General features: G+C 58.4%; 17 protein-coding genes. 3 read left to right on the forward strand and 14 right to left on the reverse strand.

Annotated elements, in window-relative coordinates; translation table 11 throughout:
- Position 1: 1 nt before the first annotated feature.
- The 8 genes from QZ516_RS01520 to QZ516_RS01555 all read right to left on the reverse strand — a co-directional run bounded on the left by QZ516_RS01520 (position 2) and on the right by QZ516_RS01555 (position 9692).
- Positions 2 to 355, reverse strand: coding sequence for a DUF3147 family protein (locus tag QZ516_RS01520; protein WP_297185229.1), 354 nt, complete (start codon positions 353 to 355; stop codon positions 2 to 4).
- A gap of 35 nt (positions 356 to 390) precedes the next feature.
- Positions 391 to 603, reverse strand: a complete 213-nt coding sequence (locus QZ516_RS01525) for a DUF6316 family protein (protein WP_297185231.1) — start codon at positions 601 to 603, stop codon at positions 391 to 393.
- Positions 604 to 669: 66 nt separating this feature from the next.
- Positions 670 to 3813, reverse strand: coding sequence for a CusA/CzcA family heavy metal efflux RND transporter (locus tag QZ516_RS01530; protein ID WP_297185233.1), 3144 nt, complete (start codon positions 3811 to 3813; stop codon positions 670 to 672).
- 12 nt (positions 3814 to 3825) lie between these two features.
- Positions 3826 to 5043: an efflux RND transporter periplasmic adaptor subunit gene (locus QZ516_RS01535; protein WP_297185236.1), complete on the reverse strand. Its 1218-nt coding sequence runs from the start codon at positions 5041 to 5043 to the stop codon at positions 3826 to 3828.
- A 19-nt stretch (positions 5044 to 5062) separates the two neighbouring features.
- Complete coding sequence (locus QZ516_RS01540; RefSeq protein WP_297185237.1) at positions 5063 to 6367, reverse strand: TolC family protein; 1305 nt, start codon at positions 6365 to 6367, stop codon at positions 5063 to 5065.
- A 78-nt stretch (positions 6368 to 6445) separates the two neighbouring features.
- Positions 6446 to 6805 (reverse strand): hypothetical protein, encoded by a 360-nt coding sequence (locus QZ516_RS01545; RefSeq protein ID WP_297185240.1) that lies wholly within the window; start codon positions 6803 to 6805, stop codon positions 6446 to 6448.
- A 122-nt stretch (positions 6806 to 6927) separates the two neighbouring features.
- Positions 6928 to 8715 carry a MobH family relaxase gene (gene mobH, locus QZ516_RS01550; protein ID WP_297185242.1) on the reverse strand — a complete coding sequence of 596 codons (1788 nt, stop codon included), beginning with the start codon at positions 8713 to 8715 and terminating at the stop codon, positions 6928 to 6930.
- Between the two features lie 218 nt (positions 8716 to 8933).
- A complete protein-coding gene (locus QZ516_RS01555) occupies positions 8934 to 9692 on the reverse strand; it encodes a type IV toxin-antitoxin system AbiEi family antitoxin domain-containing protein (protein ID WP_297185245.1) in 759 nt (252 codons plus the stop codon).
- A 350-nt stretch (positions 9693 to 10042) separates the two neighbouring features.
- On the opposite strand from QZ516_RS01555, the gene QZ516_RS01560 reads away from it, so the two are divergent.
- The 3 genes from QZ516_RS01560 (at position 10043) to QZ516_RS01570 (ending at position 14166) form a co-directional block, all read left to right on the forward strand.
- Positions 10043 to 11026, forward strand: coding sequence for an ATP-binding protein (locus QZ516_RS01560; RefSeq protein WP_297185248.1), 984 nt, complete (start codon positions 10043 to 10045; stop codon positions 11024 to 11026).
- Positions 11027 to 11037: 11 nt separating this feature from the next.
- On the forward strand, positions 11038 to 13572 hold the full coding sequence (locus tag QZ516_RS01565; RefSeq protein WP_297185251.1) for a S8 family peptidase: 2535 nt from the start codon (positions 11038 to 11040) through the stop codon (positions 13570 to 13572).
- Between the two features lie 210 nt (positions 13573 to 13782).
- The gene (locus tag QZ516_RS01570; protein WP_297185253.1) at positions 13783 to 14166 is read left to right on the forward strand and encodes a DUF3742 family protein; all 384 of its coding nucleotides are present in this window, start codon (positions 13783 to 13785) and stop codon (positions 14164 to 14166) included.
- 24 nt (positions 14167 to 14190) lie between these two features.
- Here the strand turns inward: QZ516_RS01570 and QZ516_RS01575 are convergent, their stop codons facing one another.
- From QZ516_RS01575 to radC, 6 genes are all read right to left on the reverse strand, one after another.
- A complete protein-coding gene (locus tag QZ516_RS01575) occupies positions 14191 to 15711 on the reverse strand; it encodes a conjugal transfer protein TraG N-terminal domain-containing protein (RefSeq protein ID WP_297185255.1) in 1521 nt (506 codons plus the stop codon).
- Positions 15712 to 15732: 21 nt separating this feature from the next.
- Positions 15733 to 16065 (reverse strand): hypothetical protein, encoded by a 333-nt coding sequence (locus QZ516_RS01580; protein ID WP_297185258.1) that lies wholly within the window; start codon positions 16063 to 16065, stop codon positions 15733 to 15735.
- The gene (locus tag QZ516_RS01585; protein WP_297185259.1) at positions 16062 to 17447 is read right to left on the reverse strand and encodes an integrating conjugative element protein; all 1386 of its coding nucleotides are present in this window, start codon (positions 17445 to 17447) and stop codon (positions 16062 to 16064) included. Before QZ516_RS01585 ends, QZ516_RS01580 begins: the two co-directional genes overlap by 4 nt.
- A 10-nt stretch (positions 17448 to 17457) precedes the next feature.
- Positions 17458 to 18396, reverse strand: coding sequence for a TIGR03756 family integrating conjugative element protein (locus QZ516_RS01590; RefSeq protein ID WP_297185262.1), 939 nt, complete (start codon positions 18394 to 18396; stop codon positions 17458 to 17460).
- Positions 18393 to 18848, reverse strand: a complete 456-nt coding sequence (locus tag QZ516_RS01595; RefSeq protein ID WP_297185265.1) for a TIGR03757 family integrating conjugative element protein — start codon at positions 18846 to 18848, stop codon at positions 18393 to 18395. The genes QZ516_RS01590 and QZ516_RS01595 overlap by 4 nt, the downstream gene beginning before the upstream one ends.
- 138 nt (positions 18849 to 18986) lie before the next feature.
- Entirely contained in the window at positions 18987 to 19487 is a 501-nt protein-coding gene (gene radC, locus QZ516_RS01600) for a DNA repair protein RadC (RefSeq protein WP_297185268.1), read from the reverse strand.
- Position 19488: the final 1 nt, after the last annotated feature.

Below are 19488 nucleotides of genomic sequence, written 5' to 3' on the forward strand. Positions count from 1 at the left end.
CTCAAAGCAACAGCTCGACACCAAACCGACGGATTGTCAGGGCAAGAATCCCGAAGCAGACGACAGTGACGGCACAGCTGAGGGCCAGTGCCGGCCAGAACCCCAACCGGGCCAGCAATGCCGGAAACACCAGGAACATCGGCAGCGTCGGAATCACGTACCAGAAGGTGTACCGGGCATGTTGGGCCAGTTTTTCCGGGGGTTGATGTTCGACTTGCATCCAGATCAACACCAGGATGGTAACCAGAGGCAACGCCGCCACCAGCGCGCCCAGTCTGTCGCTGCGTTTGGCGATTTCCGATACCACAACCACCAGGGTGGCGGTGATAAGGTATTTGGTGATGAGCCAGTGCATTGTTTTCCCTCCTTCCGATCACGAAGACATAATAGCTATGGCCTGACATGCTTCAAAAATTCAGACAGGTGGGTCTCCGCCTCCTTTCGGGTGGAGAAAGGCCCGACAGTGCCACCCTCCCGCGTGAGGAAATACCAGCGGCCGTTGATGCAGTGGATACGGTACGACCTGAAGTGAACCGAGTCATCGGCATCGCCTTTCCGGTGTGAGGGGGCATCATGGGGTGTGTCATCATCAGAACCACTCATGTTGGATACCTCGGTTATCCAGGCCACGGCGACATCCAGCCCCCGTGATCAGACGATCAAGCATGATCAGCCGGCCTCAGTGCCAGGTGACGAGCCACCGCCGTTACCGTCCTTCCGGTGCAGCAGGGCGTAGAGCACCGGCAGCACGAACAGTGTCAGCAGGGTGGACGAAATAATTCCGCCGATCACCACCGTGGCCAGCGGTCGCTGTACCTCCGCCCCCGTGCCGGTGTTCAGCGCCATGGGCACAAAACCGAGGCTGGCCACCAGGGCGGTCATCATTACCGGTCGCAACCGGGTCAATGCGCCCTCCACCACTGCGGTTATCAGATCGCCTTGTTGGTGCCACAGATCGCGGATAAAGGCCACCATCACCAGGCCGTTAAGTACCGCCACCCCCGACAAGGCAATAAAGCCCACACCGGCGGAAATGGATAGCGGCATATCCCGCAGCCACAGCATCAGCACGCCCCCGGTCAGCGCCAGGGGTACGCCGCTGAAGATAATCAGTGCATCCTTGAGGGAGCCAAAGGCCATTACCAGCAGGGCAATGATGATCAGCAGTGTCACTGGCACCACCAACGCCAAGCGTTCACTGGCGGACTGCAACTGCTCGAAGGTGCCGCCGTAGTCCAGCCAGTAGCCGGCAGGCAGATCCACCTCCTGCCGGACGCGCTCCTGCACTTCCGCCACGAAGCCCCCCAGATCCCGGTCGCGGACGTTGGCAGTCACCACCACCCGGCGCTTGCCATTCTCCCGGCTGATTTGGTTCGGGGCCGGGGCCAGCTCCAGTTCCGCCACCTCAGACAGTGGCACATAGCCCCCGTCGGGCAGCGGCACGGGAAGGTCACCCAGACTGTCCACATCGCGACGGATCTGTTCGGGAAGGCGCACCACCAGCTGGAAGCGGCGGTCGCCCTCGTAGATCAAACCGGCGTTTTCGCCGCCCACGCCGGCAGCCACCAAGTCCTGCAACTCTGCCACCGAGAGGCCGTAGCGGGACAGCACCATGCGTTTGGGGTGCACCGACAGCATGGGCAGGCCGGTGACCTGTTCCACCCGGGCATCGGCGGCGCCCGATACCGACTCCACCACCTCCAGCACCGCGTTGGCGGATTCCAGCAACTGGTCGAGATCATCGCCAAACACCTTGATCCCTAGGTCCGCACGCACGCCGGAGATCAGTTCGTTGAAGCGCATTTCGATGGGTTGGGTGAACTCATAGTTGTTGCCGGGAAGCTGTTCGACGGCCTCCACCATTGCGGCGATCAGATCATCCCGGCTTCTGTCCGGGTCGGGCCATTGGTCGCGCGGCTTGAGCATGACGAAGTTGTCCGCCACGCTCGGGGGCATGGGATCGGTGGCCACCTCGGGGGTGCCTATCTTGGCAACGATTTTGTCCACCTCCGGAAACGCCTTGATGCGCTTTTCCAGTTGTTCCTGCATGGCGATGGCCTGCTCCAGCCCGGTACCGGGAATGCGCAGGGCGTGGAGGGCGATATCCCCTTCGTTAAGCTGGGGGATGAACTCCGTACCCAGGGTGGTGGCGAGCCACAGGCAGAGGGCCAGCAGCGCACTGGCACTGCCCAGCACCACCCAGCGAAAGTGCAAAGCCCACTCTAGTGCCGGCCGGTACACTGACTTGGTGGCGCTGATGATGGGGCTTTCCTTTTCCTGCACCTTGCCGGTCATGAACACCGCCACCGCGGCGGGCACGATAGTCAATGACAGCACCATCGCTGCCAGCAGAGCCATCACCACGGTGGCGGCCATGGGGTGGAACATCTTGCCCTCCACCCCGGTGAGGCTGAAGATGGGAATGTACACCACGGTGATAATCGCCACACCGAACAGCGCGGGGCGGATAACCTCGGTGGTGGCCTCATAGACCAAGTGCAAGCGCTCCTTCAGCGGTAGACGCCCGCCGTTGCCGTGCTGGGCTTCGGCGAGGCGGCGGATGCAGTTCTCGACGATGATCACCGCGCCGTCGACAATCAGGCCAAAATCCAGCGCCCCCAGGCTCATCAGGTTGGCGGATACCCCGGTGCGCACCATACCGGTAATGGTGGCCAGCATTGCCAGGGGAATGACTGCCGCCGTGATCAAGGCTGCACGCAGATTGCCCAGCAGCAGGAACAGCACCACGATCACCAGCAGTGCGCCTTCCAACAAGTTCTTCTCCACCGTGGCAATGGCCTTGTCCACCAGCGTGGTGCGATCGTAAACCGCTTCCAGGCGAATGCCCTCAGGCAGGGAGGGTCGTATTTCCTCCACCCGCTCGGCAATGGCCTGGGCCACGCTACGGGAATTTTCCCCCATCAGCATCATGGCGGTACCCAACACGGTTTCCTTCCCATCCCGGGTGGCGGCGCCGGTGCGCAACTCCTTGCCGATGGCCACCTCCGCGACGTCGGCAATACGCACCGGCGCACCGTCCCGGTTGGCAACGACCACCTGCTCGATGTCGTCGATGGTCTTCAATTGCCCGGGTGAGCGCACCAGCAACTGTTGGCCATTGCGCTCGATATAGCCGGCGCCGCGGTTGGCATTATTAGCGCGCAGGGCGCCTGCCACCTGATCCAGGGTGATGCCGAACTCCAGCAGTTTTTTCGGCGAGGGCGTGACGTGATATTGCTTGTCATAGCCACCGATGGTGTTGATTTCGATCACACCGGGCACCTGGGCCAGCTGGGGCTTGATGATCCAGTCCTGCACCTCCCGCAGGGCGGTGGCGTCCCAGGGTTGGCCATTGTCTTGGGTGGCGCCGGGTTCGGCCTCCACAGTGTACATAAATATCTCGCCCAGACCCGTGGCGATGGGTCCCATTTCCGGCTCCAGCCCCGGCGGCAGGGCACTTTTGATCGCTCCCAGGCGTTCATTGATCAGGTTGCGGGCAAAGTAGATGTCCGTGCCCTCCTCGAACACCACGGTGACCTGGGACAGGCCATAGCGGGACAGCGAGCGGGTATAGGACAGATTGGGCAGCCCGTAGAGGGCGGTTTCCACCGGGAAGGTGATGCGCTGCTCCGCCTCCAGCGGCGAGTAGCCCGGTGCTTCGGTGTTGATCTGCACCTGGACGTTGGTGATATCCGGCACGGCGTCGATGGGCAGGCGCTGAAAGCTCCATACGCCGAGGCCGACGATCACCAGAATCAGGGACAGGATAAGATAGCGCCGCTCCACGGAGAGGCGCACGATGGCGTCGATCATAATGCTTCTCCCTTAGTGGTCGTGGCTGGCGCCGGATTTTTCGATATCCGCCTTGATGAGATAGCTGTTTTCCACCACATAGGTGTCACCGGGGTTCAGTCCGGACAACACCTCGGTAAAGTGGCCATCGCTGCGGCCCAGCTCCAGCGGGCGGATCTCGTAGGTGTCGCCCACCTGGATAAACACCACGGTCCAGTCGCGGAACGACTGCAGGGCGCGGTTGTCCACCGCCAGCGGCACATCAATCTTCTCCACCACAATGTCCGCTAAAACCAGTTGCCCCGGCGTTAGAGCGCCCTGTGCGTTGTCGATTTCGGCGCGAGCTATCGTGAAAGGGGCATTGTTACTGCTGGGTAGCAGGTGATCGATATTGCTGAGGTATTCATCCCCCTCGCTGACAATACGGACGGTCTGACCGGCGGCGATTTCCTTTCGTTGTCCCGGAAAGATTTTCAGCTCTGCCCACAAGGTATCCAGGTTGGCTACAGAAAACAGGGATTGCCCCTCGGCCAACTCACCGACGTTGACGTTGCGCTGGATGACGGTACCGGCAAAGGGCGCTCGAACCTCATAGGTCTGAAGGCTTTCATTGGACTCGATGGTGGCCAGCACCGCCCCCTCTTGCACTATATCGCCCAGGCGGGCCGCGACGTGCTTGACCAGCCCCGGGAATCGCGCCTTGATATGGGCGATGGTTTCCGGATTGGCAATCAACTGACCATAACTGGCAATTCGGCGCTCGATGGTGGTCGGGCCTGCCTCACGAGTGCCTATCCCGGCTTGCTCGGCCATATCGGCGGAGATTTCCGTACGGCCTTCGTGGGATTGCCAGGCCCATTGATGATCCTGGCCATCAAGTGTCAGTTCCGCTGTCACATCAAAAGAGTGCGGCTCCTCCACTATACCGTCACCCAGCCAGTAATCCCCCTGATAGGTGAATGTGAACCGATCCACTGGCCCACCCAAACGGGTCAATTCGACAATCAGCTCGGCGCCCTGGGTAACCGCCTCGCCATCCCGGCTGATCCAGGCGCGGTATTCGGGCGGGACCCCCTGTTCATAAATCGCCAACTCCAGGGTGACAGCGCCGTCCTCCAACAGCCTGCCTCCATTAGGCCCTTCCCCGGCGGCAGCCTGTTCAGCACCATGCTCATCCTCCGCGGCCTGTACCGGCCCCCACGCCAAGCACAGCATGCCGGCAATACTCAGTAAAATCTGTAGTCGTTTCAAAATGAATAATCCTGTTCTGTCAGTAGCCTGAGCTACTTTCCGTGGCAGCCAATGACTGCCCCGTAAGCTGTTCTATCAACGCCTGGTTGAGCAGCGCCGTGGTGGCGGCATCCACACGATTGCGCCGGGCGGCTAGCAGTTCCTGCTGTGCCGTCACCCACTCCACATAGCCGTAGCGGCCCTGTTCATAGGCAGTGCGAGTCAATTCCAGGGCCTCGCGGCGGTCGGGCAGCTCCCGCGCCTGCATCGCCTCCGCAGTCGCTACAGCCTGCTGGTGCAAGCGCCAGGCCTCATAGAGTCGCGCTCGTAGTGCCAACAGGGCGTTCTCGCGGCGGAATCCGACCTCGTCCCGGGCAGCCTGGGCCGCCTGCACCTCGCCGCGATTGCGACGACCGGAAAACAGTGGCATGGAGACGCCAGCCACCAGGGCGGAGTCGCCCGTCTCCTCCATATAGCGGGTACCTATCTGCCAACGCACATCACTGCGGGATTGGCTGCGGGCCAATGCCAGCTCCGCCTCTCGCAGGCGCTCCTCGCTGGCAAATACCTGAATATCGGGGTTGTCGCGGGCGCGTTCGAACAGACTGGCGAAGCTGTCCGGGGGACTGAAGGCAAACAGATCCCCCCGCAGCCGCTCGAAGTCTGCAGTCTCTCTGCCCAGCAGGGTGGCCAGGGCCATCAGGCTGCCATCAAAGGCGGCCTGCAAACGATCCTGCTCCAGGCGGCTCTGGGTCAGCTCTGCCCGGGCGCGCAGCACTTCCGCCTGGGGGGTGGCGCCGCGCTCGGCACGCTGCCTGACAATGTGGTGTGTGGACTCGGCCAGCGCTACCGCGTCTTCCGCAAGCTTCAGCTTTTCCTGCAACGCCAGGGCGCTGATAAAGCTGCGGGTGACATCCGCCAGCAGGGACAGGGCTTCGGCACGGCGCTCCGCCTCCACCAGCGCGTAGCGCCCGGATACTGCCCGGGTGCGAGCCTCACGCTTGCCTCCAAGCTCAATAACCGAGGCTATCGACAGGGTGTATTCCGCCCCATCGATCCCGTTGAATGGCCCGGAACCGAGCACGTTTTCCGCTTCGAAACCCAGCTCAAAAGCCGGGTTCTGGTCAGCCGTCAGGCGCTTACCTTCCAGCCCTTTCAATCTGGGCGTAAAAACCTGTAATCCAGGATTGAGCTCCAACGCTCGGGAGACGGCTTCCGGCAATGCCAGAGTCTGTGCTGGTGCTTCGGCGAGTACTGCCGCAGGGCTGAAAAAAATCAGGCCCAACGCCAGTAGAATGACGCGACGCCCACGCCGCGGGCGCCACAAAAAATCGTGGTGATGCATCGCATGATTCCTGTGAAATCAAAAGGAAAATAGTTCCAGCCCCTCCAAAAAAAAGAGGGGGAGGATTGACTCGCAGGATCAGGCTATGGGGGGGCGGAGAATGGTGTCGACGTGGGCGGAGGTATTATGCGCGGTATAGCTCGGAACCACGTGTTCCGATATCAAGAGGGGAAGATCAAAAACGTGCATGGCCAGCAGCAAATGAGAGCCGTGGCAGTGGTTGGCGTGACAATGGTCGGGCATTTCCGGCAAACCATTGTTGCCCTGCCCGTCGGAAGTATCATCTGCCGCGGCAGGGGGATCGCCGAAAGCGTGGTGTGAGTGCGCCTGATCGTGGTGGATGTCACCCAAATGGGACGGCAATACGTCGGATGCGATGGAGAGCGTTTGCATCACCATCAGTACCGCGAACAGTATTATCGTCCAGACCTTTGACATGACTTCATTCAGGCAAAAAATATCTGCGGTAGTTTAACACTATGCAGCCGATGTCGGTCAAGCATCGGTTTAGGATGCGCACAAGGGGAGAACCTTGTCTTCTCTGGCAGACCGAGAGCCTTTTATGCGTTGGATTGATTAAGGCAAAGGTACGGGTTGTCCGGTAAGGCTTCGTCAAACAGGGCCTGCATGTCGGACAATAAGTAGCCATGCACTCGCCGAGACTTGCGGGGGCCTTTGACTTCGCAGGTCCAGATGTTCAACCCGTTGGTCTGCTTGCGATGCAGACCCAGTTTCTCGAAGCGCTTCTGAGTCCACTGCCAGGCGGAGAGCTGCTCGGCTTTGGCCAACGCCGCCACTCGGGGGTGTTCCTGGGTATAGCGTTGGAATATGCCGGGGCTGATGAGATACGCAGTGCCATTCACGGTATGAACCAGCGCCTTGGCATCGTTGATGATCAGTTTTCGGCTCCGAACGCCTGTGCGTAACCACTCCATGAAATGCTCTCCTGACGGAGCGTGAGAAGGTTCGGCGGGACTTGGCGGGTCGGCGGTCTCGCTCAAAACTTCAGTATGTGGTGCGTTCTCGACTACAGGATCGTCTTGAGTTTCGGTTTCTTCCAGCAAATCAAGCAGATCACCCAAGTGATCTCCATCTTTCTGTGAGGCGACCGGATCGCGGGCAGCATTTTTAATCGGCAGAGTCTCGTCAATGACCGCGCCCTCCGTCGCTGGTGCAGAATCTGCTGTATCCACTGCGCCGAGTTCTGGCTGCACCCGGCCGGCGAAGGCTTCTGGACGATCGCTCCCCTCCCAGATGGCGGCTGGTGAGAGCTTCAGAAAGGTGAAACTGTGCTCCCAGCCCGAGTCACTGGTGACTGTCGCCTTCCAGATGGCCTTGCCATCCGAGGTGGGCTGCGCAATACCGTATTCCTGCAGAATATTGAAAAGAGCCGTGTTGTTGGATGGAATGCCGTCGATACCCTGAGAGAGCAGGTAGGCGCGGAGCTTGTCGGAAACGGTCTTGCTCACCAGCCACAGGGCATCCTGTGTCAGCCAGCCGTCCGAGGCCTGGGGCTGGTTGATCTTGAATTCTTCTTTGAGCAGGTAGCGCAGGCCATCCAGCAGCTTCCGCTGCAAGGTATGCCGGGGTGAAGCGATTGCCTTGCCTGGGTCGCCACCCAGATCCTGGGCGACAGAGGCCTGGTCGGCCCGGATCACCAGTTCACCCAGGATGCCGGCATGTTCATACTGACCCGCCAGCACGTACAGCAGGGCAGCCCACAAGTCGGTGTGCTGACTGAGCCAATCCAGGATTCGACGATCCAGAAGCTGGTTATACAAGAGCCCGGTGGCGGCACTGTGCAGGCGGTATTCCCTATTCTCGTGGTAGCGAAACCGATAGGGCTGCTGCAGTGCGCCGTGCCAGGGGTGCCATAGCGAGCCGTCGGCATATTCCACATGGAGGTCGACGGCGATTTTGCCAATGTCGTGCAGGAGAGCGGCATAGGCTGTGCCAGCAGTCCACACTTCCGCCTGCGCTGCCTGCTCTTCGGGCTTCATCCCCACGGGAAGCAGGTGCGACTGCCGCAGTTTCAGGGCATAGGCAACAATCTCCAGGCCGTGATCCAGCATGCCGCCGGGGTAGGCGTGGTGGTGGCTTTCAGAGGCGGGGAATTGTTGCACCAGTTCGGCGTAGCGTTCGAGCGGAGCCAGGTAAAGCAAAGAGAACTGAGTTCGCGAGAGTGACGTTCTCTCCCAGATATGATCCAGCAGCTTCTGGCGACGCGGTGTGGCCAACAAAATCGAGGCGGGCTGCGGTAGTAGTAACTCTGCCGGGCGGGTGCTGGAGTCTGTTGAAGGCTGACGCCTTTTGCGGTGAAACCCTTTGTACTGAAACAATGAAAGCATGGCTATCCCCAGTTGTCGGGCTGGAGAGGGAGCCTTTTAGCCTTTTTGAGTAGAGCCTTTCCCCTTGGTACCATTCCCTTGCTCCTTTCCCCAGCGCTTTGGCCGTTTCAAAGATTCGGTATAGGGCAATTGCCAAGCGGCCGCTATGGGCAATACGGAATGCGGCGGCTCCGGTAACAGCCAGCGCACATTAGTGAATGCTTTCGTTTCAGCAGCCCCTATCCATGGGGTCGCAGACTCAGCAGAGTGCCGTCATCAAGGCGGCTCATCCAGCGTGAGCCGCTGCCTGTGCGGACCGGATACTGCGACAACAAGGCATCAACGTCCACCAGGTTGGTCTCACGGGCCCAGGTAAGGAACAGGCGCACGGCTTTTACACTGGTGCAACAGGACAGCAGTTCGCCGAGAACCTCCTTGCGAGGTGAGCGCAGACCGTCGAAGAGGTTGCGCGCTTCTTCCAGGCTTTGTTTCACACCGACTTCGTACAGCAGCTCCAGTACGGCTCGTTCAGGGCAAGCCATCTCGATAGGGTCTGGCATGCCGGGCGGTGTGGTCAGGGTCCTGGTCGCCAGGGCAGTGTCAGGCCAGTCAAACAGGCGGGCATGGCAATAGCGCGCAGGAAAGCGGGAGGTGAACCAGGCGGGTAATGCATAACGCTTGTCGCCCCACAGCACCCAAGTCTCGCGACTGCCCAGGTTGTGCCGTACGCCCTGCAGGGCAAGCGCAGTCTTGCCGCCGATATGCAAGCCAGGCACACGTTGCTGCAGGAGCTTCAGGGCACCGTAGACATCAAAATCGTCGTTCGGGAAGGCATAGACCCCCTGCGCCAACCGCACGAGCCAACCAGCCTCCACATAGTGAGCGGCAAGTTGCGGCGATACGCCATACAGGGCCAGGATGGCCAGGTCGAATGGCGCCCCGCGTGGGAGCTCTGCCTGCAAGTGCTTGATTATCTGGTGCTTGGGTATTACGTTCATGGATAAAAAATCCACCAAAATCTAATCATGCGGAAGGCTTTAGTATGGAATTATCATTAAAAGTAGCATATAGTTTTAGTTCTGTTGCAATATTTAATCAATGGTGAGCATGGTGTTATTGTCCCTCCCGATTAGATAGGCGAGGGAATACGCCAGCGCAGGCTGTCAGAGGGCTTTGGCTTTTTGAGCTAGGCGAAATATATGCCCGGCCACCGGGTGGAGGGTCCGACCTACGAGGTTTCGGTCATGCCGGTTTTTCAGGGGACGGACCAAAGTATAAGAGGCAGACTCTGTTGTTCTATGAAGGAGTGAAATCATCTATCATGGATCAATAGGGAGCTTTGGAAACCATGGCTACAGCTGAGCAAATAAAAGCGCTACTCAAGAGCCACGCTGATCGTGACGATCAGCGGTTCTACTCTATTGCCTTGCAGGTGGCTGCAAAGGAGGCACGTCAGGGCCATCACAAGCTGGCGGGCGATATTAAATCGATGATCGAAAGGTCTCAAAAAGGTCTCAAAAATACTGGGTTAGCCGTCGCCAAGCCCACACCTCTGGTTCAGCAGCCGAAAGGTGATCTTAAAGGACTTCTTGAGCTAACACATTCGACAGTTCGCAGCAGCGAGCTAGTGTTGTCCAGTGAAATTAGTGAGCGTCTAGAGCAAGTCCTCTTGGAGCAGCGACAAAAAGACCGGCTTACTCAGTACGGGCTTTTCCCTCGGCGTAAACTCTTGTTTACGGGTTCCCCGGGTACAGGCAAGACTATGTCAGCCGCAGTCTTGGCGACGGAGTTAAAACTGCCTTTATATACCATCGTTCTCGACAGCCTGATTACTCGGTTTATGGGTGAGACAGCGGCCAAGCTCAGATTGATATTTGATCACATCAAACAAACCCGTGCCGTGTATCTTTTTGATGAGTTTGATGCCATTGGAACGCAGCGTGGTGCTCAGAATGATGTGGGAGAAATTCGCAGGGTTCTGAACTCATTTCTTTTATTTGTAGAACAGGATGCCTCCGAAAGTATCATCGTGGCGGCTACCAATCATCCTGAACTGCTTGATAAAGCACTTCATCGTCGCTTCGACGATATCATTCAGTTTGAAAAACCCGGCAAAGATCAAATCAGAAAGCTTATCGAGAACCGTCTGGCGGTATTCGATACTGACTCATTGGCGTGGGCCGATATAACGGTAGCAGCGGATGGCCTGAGTTCAGCAGAAATCACCCGTGCCTGTGAAGATGCGGCAAAAGAAGCCGTATTGCATCACGATACTAAAATTACCACAGCGTTGATTGCGAAAGCGTTTAAACGCCGTCAATCTGGAAAGTAATAAGAGGGCGAATGACGGAACGGAAGCCACACATCCTGCTAGGCGGTTTTGCAAACCATGAGGACTTTAGGTCACGTCGCACTGGTCGTAATCCCGTCATTCCTCCCCAAGACCGTAATTCACATGGTCAATTTCTGGCGCAGCAGTATTCACGGTTGCTTTCCCGGTTTCAAGACCAAAGGGATGAGTTGCCTGAACCTGTTACAGCAGATATCGGTATCTATGTTGAGATTATAGGGGCGCCGGGTTGCGACTTGCCGCTGGACAGCTTGGATACCAGTCGTGACTTTAAGCTTCGGTCATGTCGTAAAGTTGATGGCCGTGAAGTGGCTATTGTCTTTATTCCTGAATCGCGCAGAGGCGTATTTCAACGGAAAATAGAACAATATCTGGACCCAGGTAACGATGGGAAGGGAGGTCCCAGGAATCACAGCTTGATTGACAGTATCGCTGAGATCAAGCTCGCCGACTTAAAGTCATTCTGGACGGATGATGAGTCGCTATATCCAACTAACCTTCAGCAGCAGGTGTGGTGGGAGCTCTGGTTAAAGAAACGACCACACGACGATGATCCAATTCAAGTCGCGCACCTACTGGCTGAACGGATCGGTGCCGGGTTGGGCAATACGTCTCTCAGCTTCTTTGACAGTGTGGTCGTCCTTATCAAAGCGTCGGCTCATCAGCTCGAGAGAGCACCGGAATTAATCGCCAACCTTGAAGAGCTCAGGCCGGCCAAGGAAACACCAAACGTTATTATTGGCTTGTCTCCGAAAGAACAGCATGATTGGGCCGAGGACCTCAAAGGACGGCTTTATCTCGACGAGACTGTCCCGGTGGCAGTGACTATCTTGGACACGGGGGTCAACTACCATCATCCCATTCTTGGTGAGCTGTGTAGAGAGCAACAGGCAGAGCGATGGCATCCGGACTGGCCGCGCTATGATGACTTTAATCCGACAAATCCCCTTGCTCCGTTTAATGACCATGGTTCCCGACAGGCTGGATTGGCTGTGTTTGGCGACTTGCAGGCGGCCTTGGTGAGTAGCGATCCAATAGTCCTGAATCATCGAATCGAATCCGCACGAATCTTACCACCTGCTGGCAATAACGATCCTGAGCTGTATGGCGCTATTACTGTAGGCACGGTAGCAAAGCTCGAAATAGAAGTACCTCACTACTCACGGGTCTACTCTCTTGCTGTAACTGCAGAGCCAGAGAGAGATGGAGGCCAACCTTCATCCTGGTCTGCTGAAATTGACCAGTTCTCTTCAGGTTTGGAAGACGGTAGACAGCGTCTTTTTGTGATCTCAGTGGGAAACAATGGGAACCTATCGCCGAGTGTGGATTACTGGGAGCAAGTTCATCTGGCCCAGATAGAGGACCCTGCGCAGGCTTGGAATGCTCTTACGGTTGGGGCTTATACTGAGAAAACAACCAATGACGATCCAAGTTTTTACGGATGGTCACCGTTCGCAGAGTCGGGCGATATCTCCCCTGCATCTCGTTCCGCAGTTAACTGGGCCTGGAGAAAGCATGCGCCCTATAAGCCGGATGTGGTTGCAGAAGGTGGCAATCGGCTGCTCTCGCCAGATGCAACCGAAGTTTCAAACGCTGACGTTATTTCGTTACTGACCACATCCGGAAGAACTACAGGCCAGTTATTTGAGACAAATGCCGATACCAGCGCTGCGTGTGCCTTGGTTTCTAGGCAGGCTGCCATACTCATGGCTGAATATCCGGAATATTGGCCTGAATCCATTCGTGCGCTGATAACTCATTCAGCCGAGTGGACACCGAAAATGTGGGAGCGCTTCGGGCTTCTGCATCGGCAACACAGCCCAAAGCTGTCCAAGGAAACCATGCTCCGATGTGTCGGCTACGGGGTGCCGGACATCGAGCGCGCTAGATACAGTGCCAATCATGCCTTGACGCTCATTGCTCAGGACAGTTTGCAGCCCTTTGCCAAAGATGCAGATGCTTCGAACTCAGGCGATCCCAAGTTGAATAAGATGCAGCTTTATCAGTTGCCATGGCCTATTCAGGTGTTGCAGCAATTGCCACCGGAGTTGGAAGTTAAACTCCGGGTAACCTTGTCTTACTTTATTGAACCCAACCCGGGGCGCCGAGGATACCGGCGACGTTACAGTTACCAATCTCACGGACTTCGCTTCGAGGTTATTCGTCCTGGCCAGTCGCTGGAGAATTTCCGGGCGTCAATCAATCAAAAGGCGAATGAAGAAACCGATGATTATAGTGGCCCCGAAGGTGACAGTGATGGCTGGCGACTCGGGCCGCAATTGCGCACGAGGGGTTCGCTTCACTCCGATATTTGGACAGGCGCAGCTGCTGATTTAGCCGATATGCACACCATAGCGGTGTATCCAGTAGGAGGTTGGTGGAAATATCGGACTGCTCAGGATCGTTGGAAAAACTCCGTGCGCTACAGTCTGATTGTCAGCATTGACGTGCCCGATGAGAGTATTGATATATATTCAGTGGTTGAGAACCTGGTCGAGACTCAAGTTGAAATCAGCACAGAGGTCTAGTCAGTTACCCTCGTCAGACACCACTAGCGACTTGACCCCCATCCGGTGCTCATTAACTGAGTAAAATCTCTCTGTTAGTGGTATTCGCGTGATGAGGGTGACGATGCTAAGCTCACTTTGACAGGGGTCCCATTTTTTGCTGGAACTACCGTGTACTGGGCGTACGCCTGTCCCGAGGCTGAGTTGACTGTTCACGCAGGGAGCATCTGGATGTTAGCCCAAGTAGGTGAAACGATGAAAGCAACACCGACGATCAAGATAAACGAATGCGCGGGCCGCTGGCTGGGTCGAGTATGGCTGGGTGTTGTTGCTCGCGAGAAGCAAGCAGTCCATTGGCTGGTAGGAAAAAGCATGCCGGTAGTTGTGGCACGGGCTGCTCTTTGGATCATTGAACTCGGTTTGTTCTGCGTGCTGCTATATGCAGCTTTTTGGGTGGCAGTGCTGCTTTTGTTCGCGGTAGCGGTCGCATGGGTCGGGCACAGTCTGCTTTACTTGGATGACGACAATAAGCAGGAGTGGCGCGAGGGGCATTCCGGCTTCGGCTTGTATGACAAAACAGAGTGGCGTCACGACATGGGTGACGATGAGCCGTGATAGCTACAGCTGAAGGTGGATTCGTTATTTTGCAGCACCTTTAGAGCCAGCCGCCAAAGCAAGACGAGAACCGCTACCTCCCGCAGCCTTTGCATCTCCGCTTGCAACTGTAAGACCTGCAAGGATATTACCGGCACGAACCCCTGCCCATGATAGAGCCATAACCCAAAATGCAGGCAGCACGATAAACATCATCGCCATCACAAAATTCAGCAACATATCCCCAAACGCATTGTTTAACCCCAGCAACGGGTTGAAATTACTGTGTGGCGAATCCCAGCCGTAGAGGGCATTGAGGATGGTGGAGTCCACCCACCGCGCCAGCTGGAACCAGAAATCCACGAAGAACAAGGCAAACTGCACTGCCGTGACTGTCACTACGGTCTTCAGGTCGTAGGTACCAAAGATCAACAGCAGTGGGATGCAGATAACCATGGCCATCTTCAGGAACGAAAGCACGATTGGCAATGCCTGGCGCACCACGTCCATCGCCGGGAAAAAGCCGAGCGAACCCACCGTTAACCCCAGGTCTGATGCCCCGCGGGTCACAGCGTTGGGCAGTGTCATACCGATTTGGCCGCCGTAGTCGGTGTATACCTGGCCCTGGTTCATGACCTGGTGCTGCGGTGAGGCAATGGCCCGGATCACCGAATCATCGACCTGGGCCTGGCTCAGAAAACCCGCCCACTGGCCAAACCGGGTCAGCAAATTGGGGTCAACTTGGGTGAGCAAGCGTTCTCGCAGCCCCGTACTGCCGTCCAGCCACCAGTCCCGGCAGCTTGGGTAGCCCCCGCCGCTGGTCACTTCAGCCAGCCCAGCATCCCGGCTGTCGTTGTAGGGCCAGGCATCGCGGGGGGCTTGTGAGCGGTAGGTGTCGTAGAAGCCGGCGGTATCCAGGAAGTAGCGCGCGCCGATCCAGGTGACGTCGTTCATCTCCTCGTCGCTCAGTGCCGGTCGGCTCATAAACAGCCTGGCGCGCGCCGGGCCGTAGCAGTCGCGGGTAAAATCGGCGACTTCCTGGGTCAGCAAGGGGTCGGCGATGCGGGTGCTGTCGATGTCCATGCGCATCTGTCGCAGATCGGTGCCACAGGGTATGGCGGCCACTGCAGCGCCAGTGACGGCCTTGGACAGGCTGTGCATAAAGAACCACCAGACAGGCACCAGGGCGCTTTGGTCGTTGATGGTGGTGAATGAGGTCGTCCAGGTGGTCTCGGAAGGCTCCGGCACATTGACCTGGCACTGCTCGGAGCGGGTACGGTCGAACTGGATGGTGCCCAGATCGACGGGAATGAAAGGAATGCCCGTGAACAGGATGACCACGATGGCCACCCAAACGCGGTTCTCGATACGCATCGAGGAGAGCACACCTTTGTTGCCCTCGTCGGCCCCTTCGGCCCGGGCTTTCAGCCACTCCTGTACGACGATGGCGAGAAATGGCACGGCGAAGATGCCGCTGGCCACCAGCACATCCCAAATGCCGTTGTGGATGATCCAGCCCACCAGGGTCAGGTAGTACTCGAGGTAGTCGGAGGTATAGAGCGTCATGATGGGCTCCGCCTATCGGGATCAGGTCAGCAGGACGCTGGCTTCCAGCAGAGTGATGGCGACGACGGCACCGATCTCTGCCCGAACCAGCCGCTGGCGAGCCGTCTGGTTTCCGGCATCTCGGTATAGGCGACGACGCATTCGCAGCCATCCGTAAATCGTTACGCTGTAGAGACACAGTCGCCAGATCAGAAAGTGAGTGGTGTGCGCGTCCAGCCACTGGCTCCAGCGGGAGAGGTTGCCCAACACGGTAATGCCAGCCAGATTGACGGCCAGAGCGATTCCCAGGATGAGCGTGACCCAGGCAAGCGCTTTTGCCAGCGGGTGCGTCAATACACGGCTGAAGCCTGTCATTGGGGATTGCCTGGCGTGGGGATCTGCTGAATGGCATCCAGGCGGTTGCGCTCGGTGTCGCCCTGGTAGATACCCCGCGAAACCTCACTGCGATTGCTGTGCCGCTGGATGATGGCCATGGGCGAGTTGGCGGCCAGTTCGCGACGCAGTGCCAGCTCGGTTTTGAGGTTGTTGATCTCCTGGACCAACAGGTCACTTTCGCGGGCGACTGCATCCTGAGCGAGTTGATTGGCCGCGACGTTGGGTTCCTTGCGTCCGGCCAGTAGGGTGCGCTGCAGCAGCAATGCTTTCTCCAGCACGCTGGCCAGGGCGATTTCGGACGCCAGGCGGCGAGCGAGAATGTCCTGATCCGGCTCGTCCCGCAGCGCTTCTATAACACCCCGGGTAATGGGTAGGGATACACTGCCCGCCTGTTCGAGATTCTCGAAGGTGGTGGGTGTGGTGCCGGCCAGCAGATCCCGCAAGGCCTCGATTCTGTCCTCGAACTCCTCTTGAATCAGCGGCGTCAGGCCCACGCCGGGCGTGGTGCGGGTCTTGGTACAACTGTCGCAGGTGCGCTGCTCTTGCTCGCCGAGCACCCGGGTCGCCCAGGTGGCCGCCGCCTCCGGCGATGACCAGGTTTGACAGCTCAGCCGGTGGCCACAGGTCAGGCTGTCGATGGACGAGGTGTCGGTGGCCGAGCGACCGTTGAGGAGGTTGTAACCGGCGCGGGTGACATCCCCCACCACGCGAATGGGTGCCTGCCCTGAGCCGCCAGCATTGCTCCCGCCGACCCAGGGTACGCCGTCATTGCCACGACTGGTCTCCGCCTGTTCGATGGCCGACACCGCATCGGTACTGCCCACCGCCTGCTTGAGTACCATGCCTTCCGCCAGTTGATCCCAGCCCAGTTGTCCGCCCGCCGTATCCGCCATGCGTTCGGCGATGGCACGGCAGGTGAGCTTCGAGCGATCGAAATCCAGCCGAGCCTGCAGAATGCCGTTGGTCAGCAGGTTGTACAGTCCTGGGTCGGCCCGTTGAATGATGAGTGCGGGCAGAGAGGCGACCGCCGCGGTGGCGTTCTGGATCACGTTGCTCATGATCGTCTGGAAGCCGTTGGTGATGCCGTTGAGCTGGTTCTGCAAGGTGGTGGTGATGCTCATGTCGCCGCAGATCAGATTGCTGTTCCAGCCAACACCGACGCCGAGGGTTTGCATCGGCCCGACCGGTCCCATGGAAACCGCCCGGCCACCACCGATGGTGTAGAGAACGTCGTCACCGATGACGCTGCCCCTGTGGTGAAAGCCGTAGTCGTTAATGGTGGTCTGAGCTGACACCGCAGTGCTGCCAAGGGTCAGAACCAAACCGGCGGTCAACAGTGTATTTTTGATGGGTGTGCGCATCCGTCCGCCCTCAGTTGAAATCCACACTGCCCAGAAACACCTGGCCCTGCCGTTGACAGCAGGCATAGGGTCGCCACAGCGCCCAGGCGTAGTCGCCCCGTTGGGCCTGGACCTTGGGTCCGCTGTGGGGGAACACGGCACAGCTGTTTCTGAGCGTCGGGGTGAGCTCCTGCCATTTACCGGTAGAGGCGTCGGTTTCCATCAATGCGCCCGCCGGCCAGTAACCGCTGCGGGCACTGGCCAGCAATGGCTGATAGACATGAGGCTGCCCTCGGCGGGTGACGATGTCGCCGGCGCGTTGCGCAACGACGGCGGCAGACTTATGGTCATCGACCTGATGCAGGAAGCCGCCCCGGGGGTAGACATTGCCCCACAGGTTCAATCCCCAGCGGGTGCCGATTTCTCGCATACCGGGTACCAGCGCTTCCGGATACAGGGCTTCGGGGATGTTATAGCGCCAGGCGACGGTATCCAGAGTGCTCAGCAGGTAGGGCATGAACGCCGTGCCGGCACCTGCGCAGGAATATCCCCATTGGCTGACGAACGAGCTGAAAACAGTCGCCCCGGGATGGCCGATGACATCGGCGCTCTTGAACTTGGCCAGGTTGTTCTCGTGTTCTTCGTTGGTGGTGCCGTCACCGCCGCCCTGAGCGCTCGGGTTCGGCAGGCTCATGGCGCGCACTTCCACCCAGGGATTCTCGCCCGTGTTGGCGTAGCTGGAGACCACGGCATCGGGCACGTAGTGCTCAACCTTGACGGACGTTTCTACCGAGCAGCTATATAGCGTGCACAGCAGCCAATAGCAGATGCCGCGTACCCGGTAGCTGATGCAATCTGGTGACAGGGTTGATCCGGCAATGGTGGCGGTATCGAGGGCAAGTGCAGATGAAGACACACCCAGAAGGATGGCGGCAATAGCGGAGTGGAGTCTCTTCCGAACCGGCATCATGGCCGGACTCTCCGAAAAGTCGCAATGTCGATCAGCGCCCGTGACACATCCGGGTCGCCGTAGACGACATACTGCCTGTCGACCACAACGGCCGGAATCTGGGTGACACCAAGACTCCAGGCATCAACGAGGCCCTGGTAGGCAATTGCCAGACGTTTTTGCAGGTCTGCCCCGCCATCCTGCAGACGTTGCTGGGCCACGGTGGCGGCCTGCGTGGAGTCCTTGGGCAGATCGGCGCTCAACCGGGCTTTAAGGTGATGTGCCGCATCCAGATGGACGATGCGCACGCCAGTGGGCGCGATCACGGGGTGATGGCGGTCAGTAAACACGACAACGTTTGCATTCAGGGCGTGGGTAGGCGTAGCCAGCATGACGATGATCAGCACAGCAGCGACTGTAGTCAGGCAAGCCTGAACCGGGTGTAGTGATTTGGTGGGGGTGAGTGAAGACATAGCGTCTCCCGGCATGAATCGACAAGCCCTGATCATCGAACGCGGCGGTCAGCACGGCCATCACAAAAGCGCACAGGCGCGTAACCGTTTTGTTTCCCGGTGGTTTGAAATATGAGGTGCCCGAAGGCACCTCAGGGATTACAGCAGTCCAGCCTCGGCAAACGAAAAGGGAACGCCTTCGCCAACGATGAAGTGATCCAGTACCCGCACGTCTATCAGCTCAAGTGCCGATTTCAGGCGAGTGGTGATGGCCTGGTCGGCCTGGCTGGGGTCAGTCACACCCGAGGGGTGGTTGTGGGCAAGAATAACAGCCGCGCTGTTGTACTCGATCGCGCGCTTGACCACTACGCGTGGATACACCGTCGCGCCGTCGATGGTGCCTTTGAACATGGGCTCGTAGGCAATGACGCGATGGCGTGTATCCAGAAAGACGACGGAGAATACCTCCATTGCCTCGCCGGCGAGCTTGAGTCGCAGGTATTCGCGTACTGCAGCCGGGCTGGTCAGTGCCTCACCGCGTTTGAAAATCCGCTCTTCCAGCACGCCGATAGCCTGGCTTATCAGTGGATCGTCCTGGATGCTGGCATAGTCAACGAGTGAGCAGGTGGTGCCGTCGGTGACGGTTTCGGAAAGACTCATG

The sequence above is a fragment of the uncultured Porticoccus sp. genome (assembly GCF_913061305.1).
Lineage (GTDB): Bacteria > Pseudomonadota > Gammaproteobacteria > Pseudomonadales > Porticoccaceae > Porticoccus.

Bases quoted from the DNA above. Each gene is read 5' to 3' on its own strand.
- QZ516_RS01560 (WP_297185248.1), top strand. From the start codon at position 10,043: ATGGCTACAGCTGAGCAAATAAAAGCGCTACTCAAGAGCCACGCTGAT.
- QZ516_RS01565 (WP_297185251.1), top strand. From the start codon at position 11,038: ATGACGGAACGGAAGCCACACATCCTGCTAGGCGGTTTTGCAAACCAT.
- QZ516_RS01580 (WP_297185258.1), bottom strand. From the start codon at position 16,065: ATGACAGGCTTCAGCCGTGTATTGACGCACCCGCTGGCAAAAGCGCTT.
- QZ516_RS01590 (WP_297185262.1), bottom strand. From the start codon at position 18,396: ATGATGCCGGTTCGGAAGAGACTCCACTCCGCTATTGCCGCCATCCTT.
- QZ516_RS01595 (WP_297185265.1), bottom strand. From the start codon at position 18,848: ATGTCTTCACTCACCCCCACCAAATCACTACACCCGGTTCAGGCTTGC.
- QZ516_RS01575 (WP_297185255.1), bottom strand. From the start codon at position 15,711: ATGACGCTCTATACCTCCGACTACCTCGAGTACTACCTGACCCTGGTG.
- radC (WP_297185268.1), bottom strand. From the start codon at position 19,487: ATGAGTCTTTCCGAAACCGTCACCGACGGCACCACCTGCTCACTCGTT.
- QZ516_RS01555 (WP_297185245.1), bottom strand. From the start codon at position 9,692: ATGAACGTAATACCCAAGCACCAGATAATCAAGCACTTGCAGGCAGAG.
- QZ516_RS01530 (WP_297185233.1), bottom strand. From the start codon at position 3,813: ATGATCGACGCCATCGTGCGCCTCTCCGTGGAGCGGCGCTATCTTATC.
- QZ516_RS01520 (WP_297185229.1), bottom strand. From the start codon at position 355: ATGCACTGGCTCATCACCAAATACCTTATCACCGCCACCCTGGTGGTT.
- QZ516_RS01525 (WP_297185231.1), bottom strand. From the start codon at position 603: ATGAGTGGTTCTGATGATGACACACCCCATGATGCCCCCTCACACCGG.
- QZ516_RS01570 (WP_297185253.1), top strand. From the start codon at position 13,783: ATGTTAGCCCAAGTAGGTGAAACGATGAAAGCAACACCGACGATCAAG.
- mobH (WP_297185242.1), bottom strand. From the start codon at position 8,715: ATGCTTTCATTGTTTCAGTACAAAGGGTTTCACCGCAAAAGGCGTCAG.
- QZ516_RS01585 (WP_297185259.1), bottom strand. From the start codon at position 17,447: ATGCGCACACCCATCAAAAATACACTGTTGACCGCCGGTTTGGTTCTG.
- QZ516_RS01540 (WP_297185237.1), bottom strand. From the start codon at position 6,367: ATGCATCACCACGATTTTTTGTGGCGCCCGCGGCGTGGGCGTCGCGTC.
- QZ516_RS01545 (WP_297185240.1), bottom strand. From the start codon at position 6,805: ATGTCAAAGGTCTGGACGATAATACTGTTCGCGGTACTGATGGTGATG.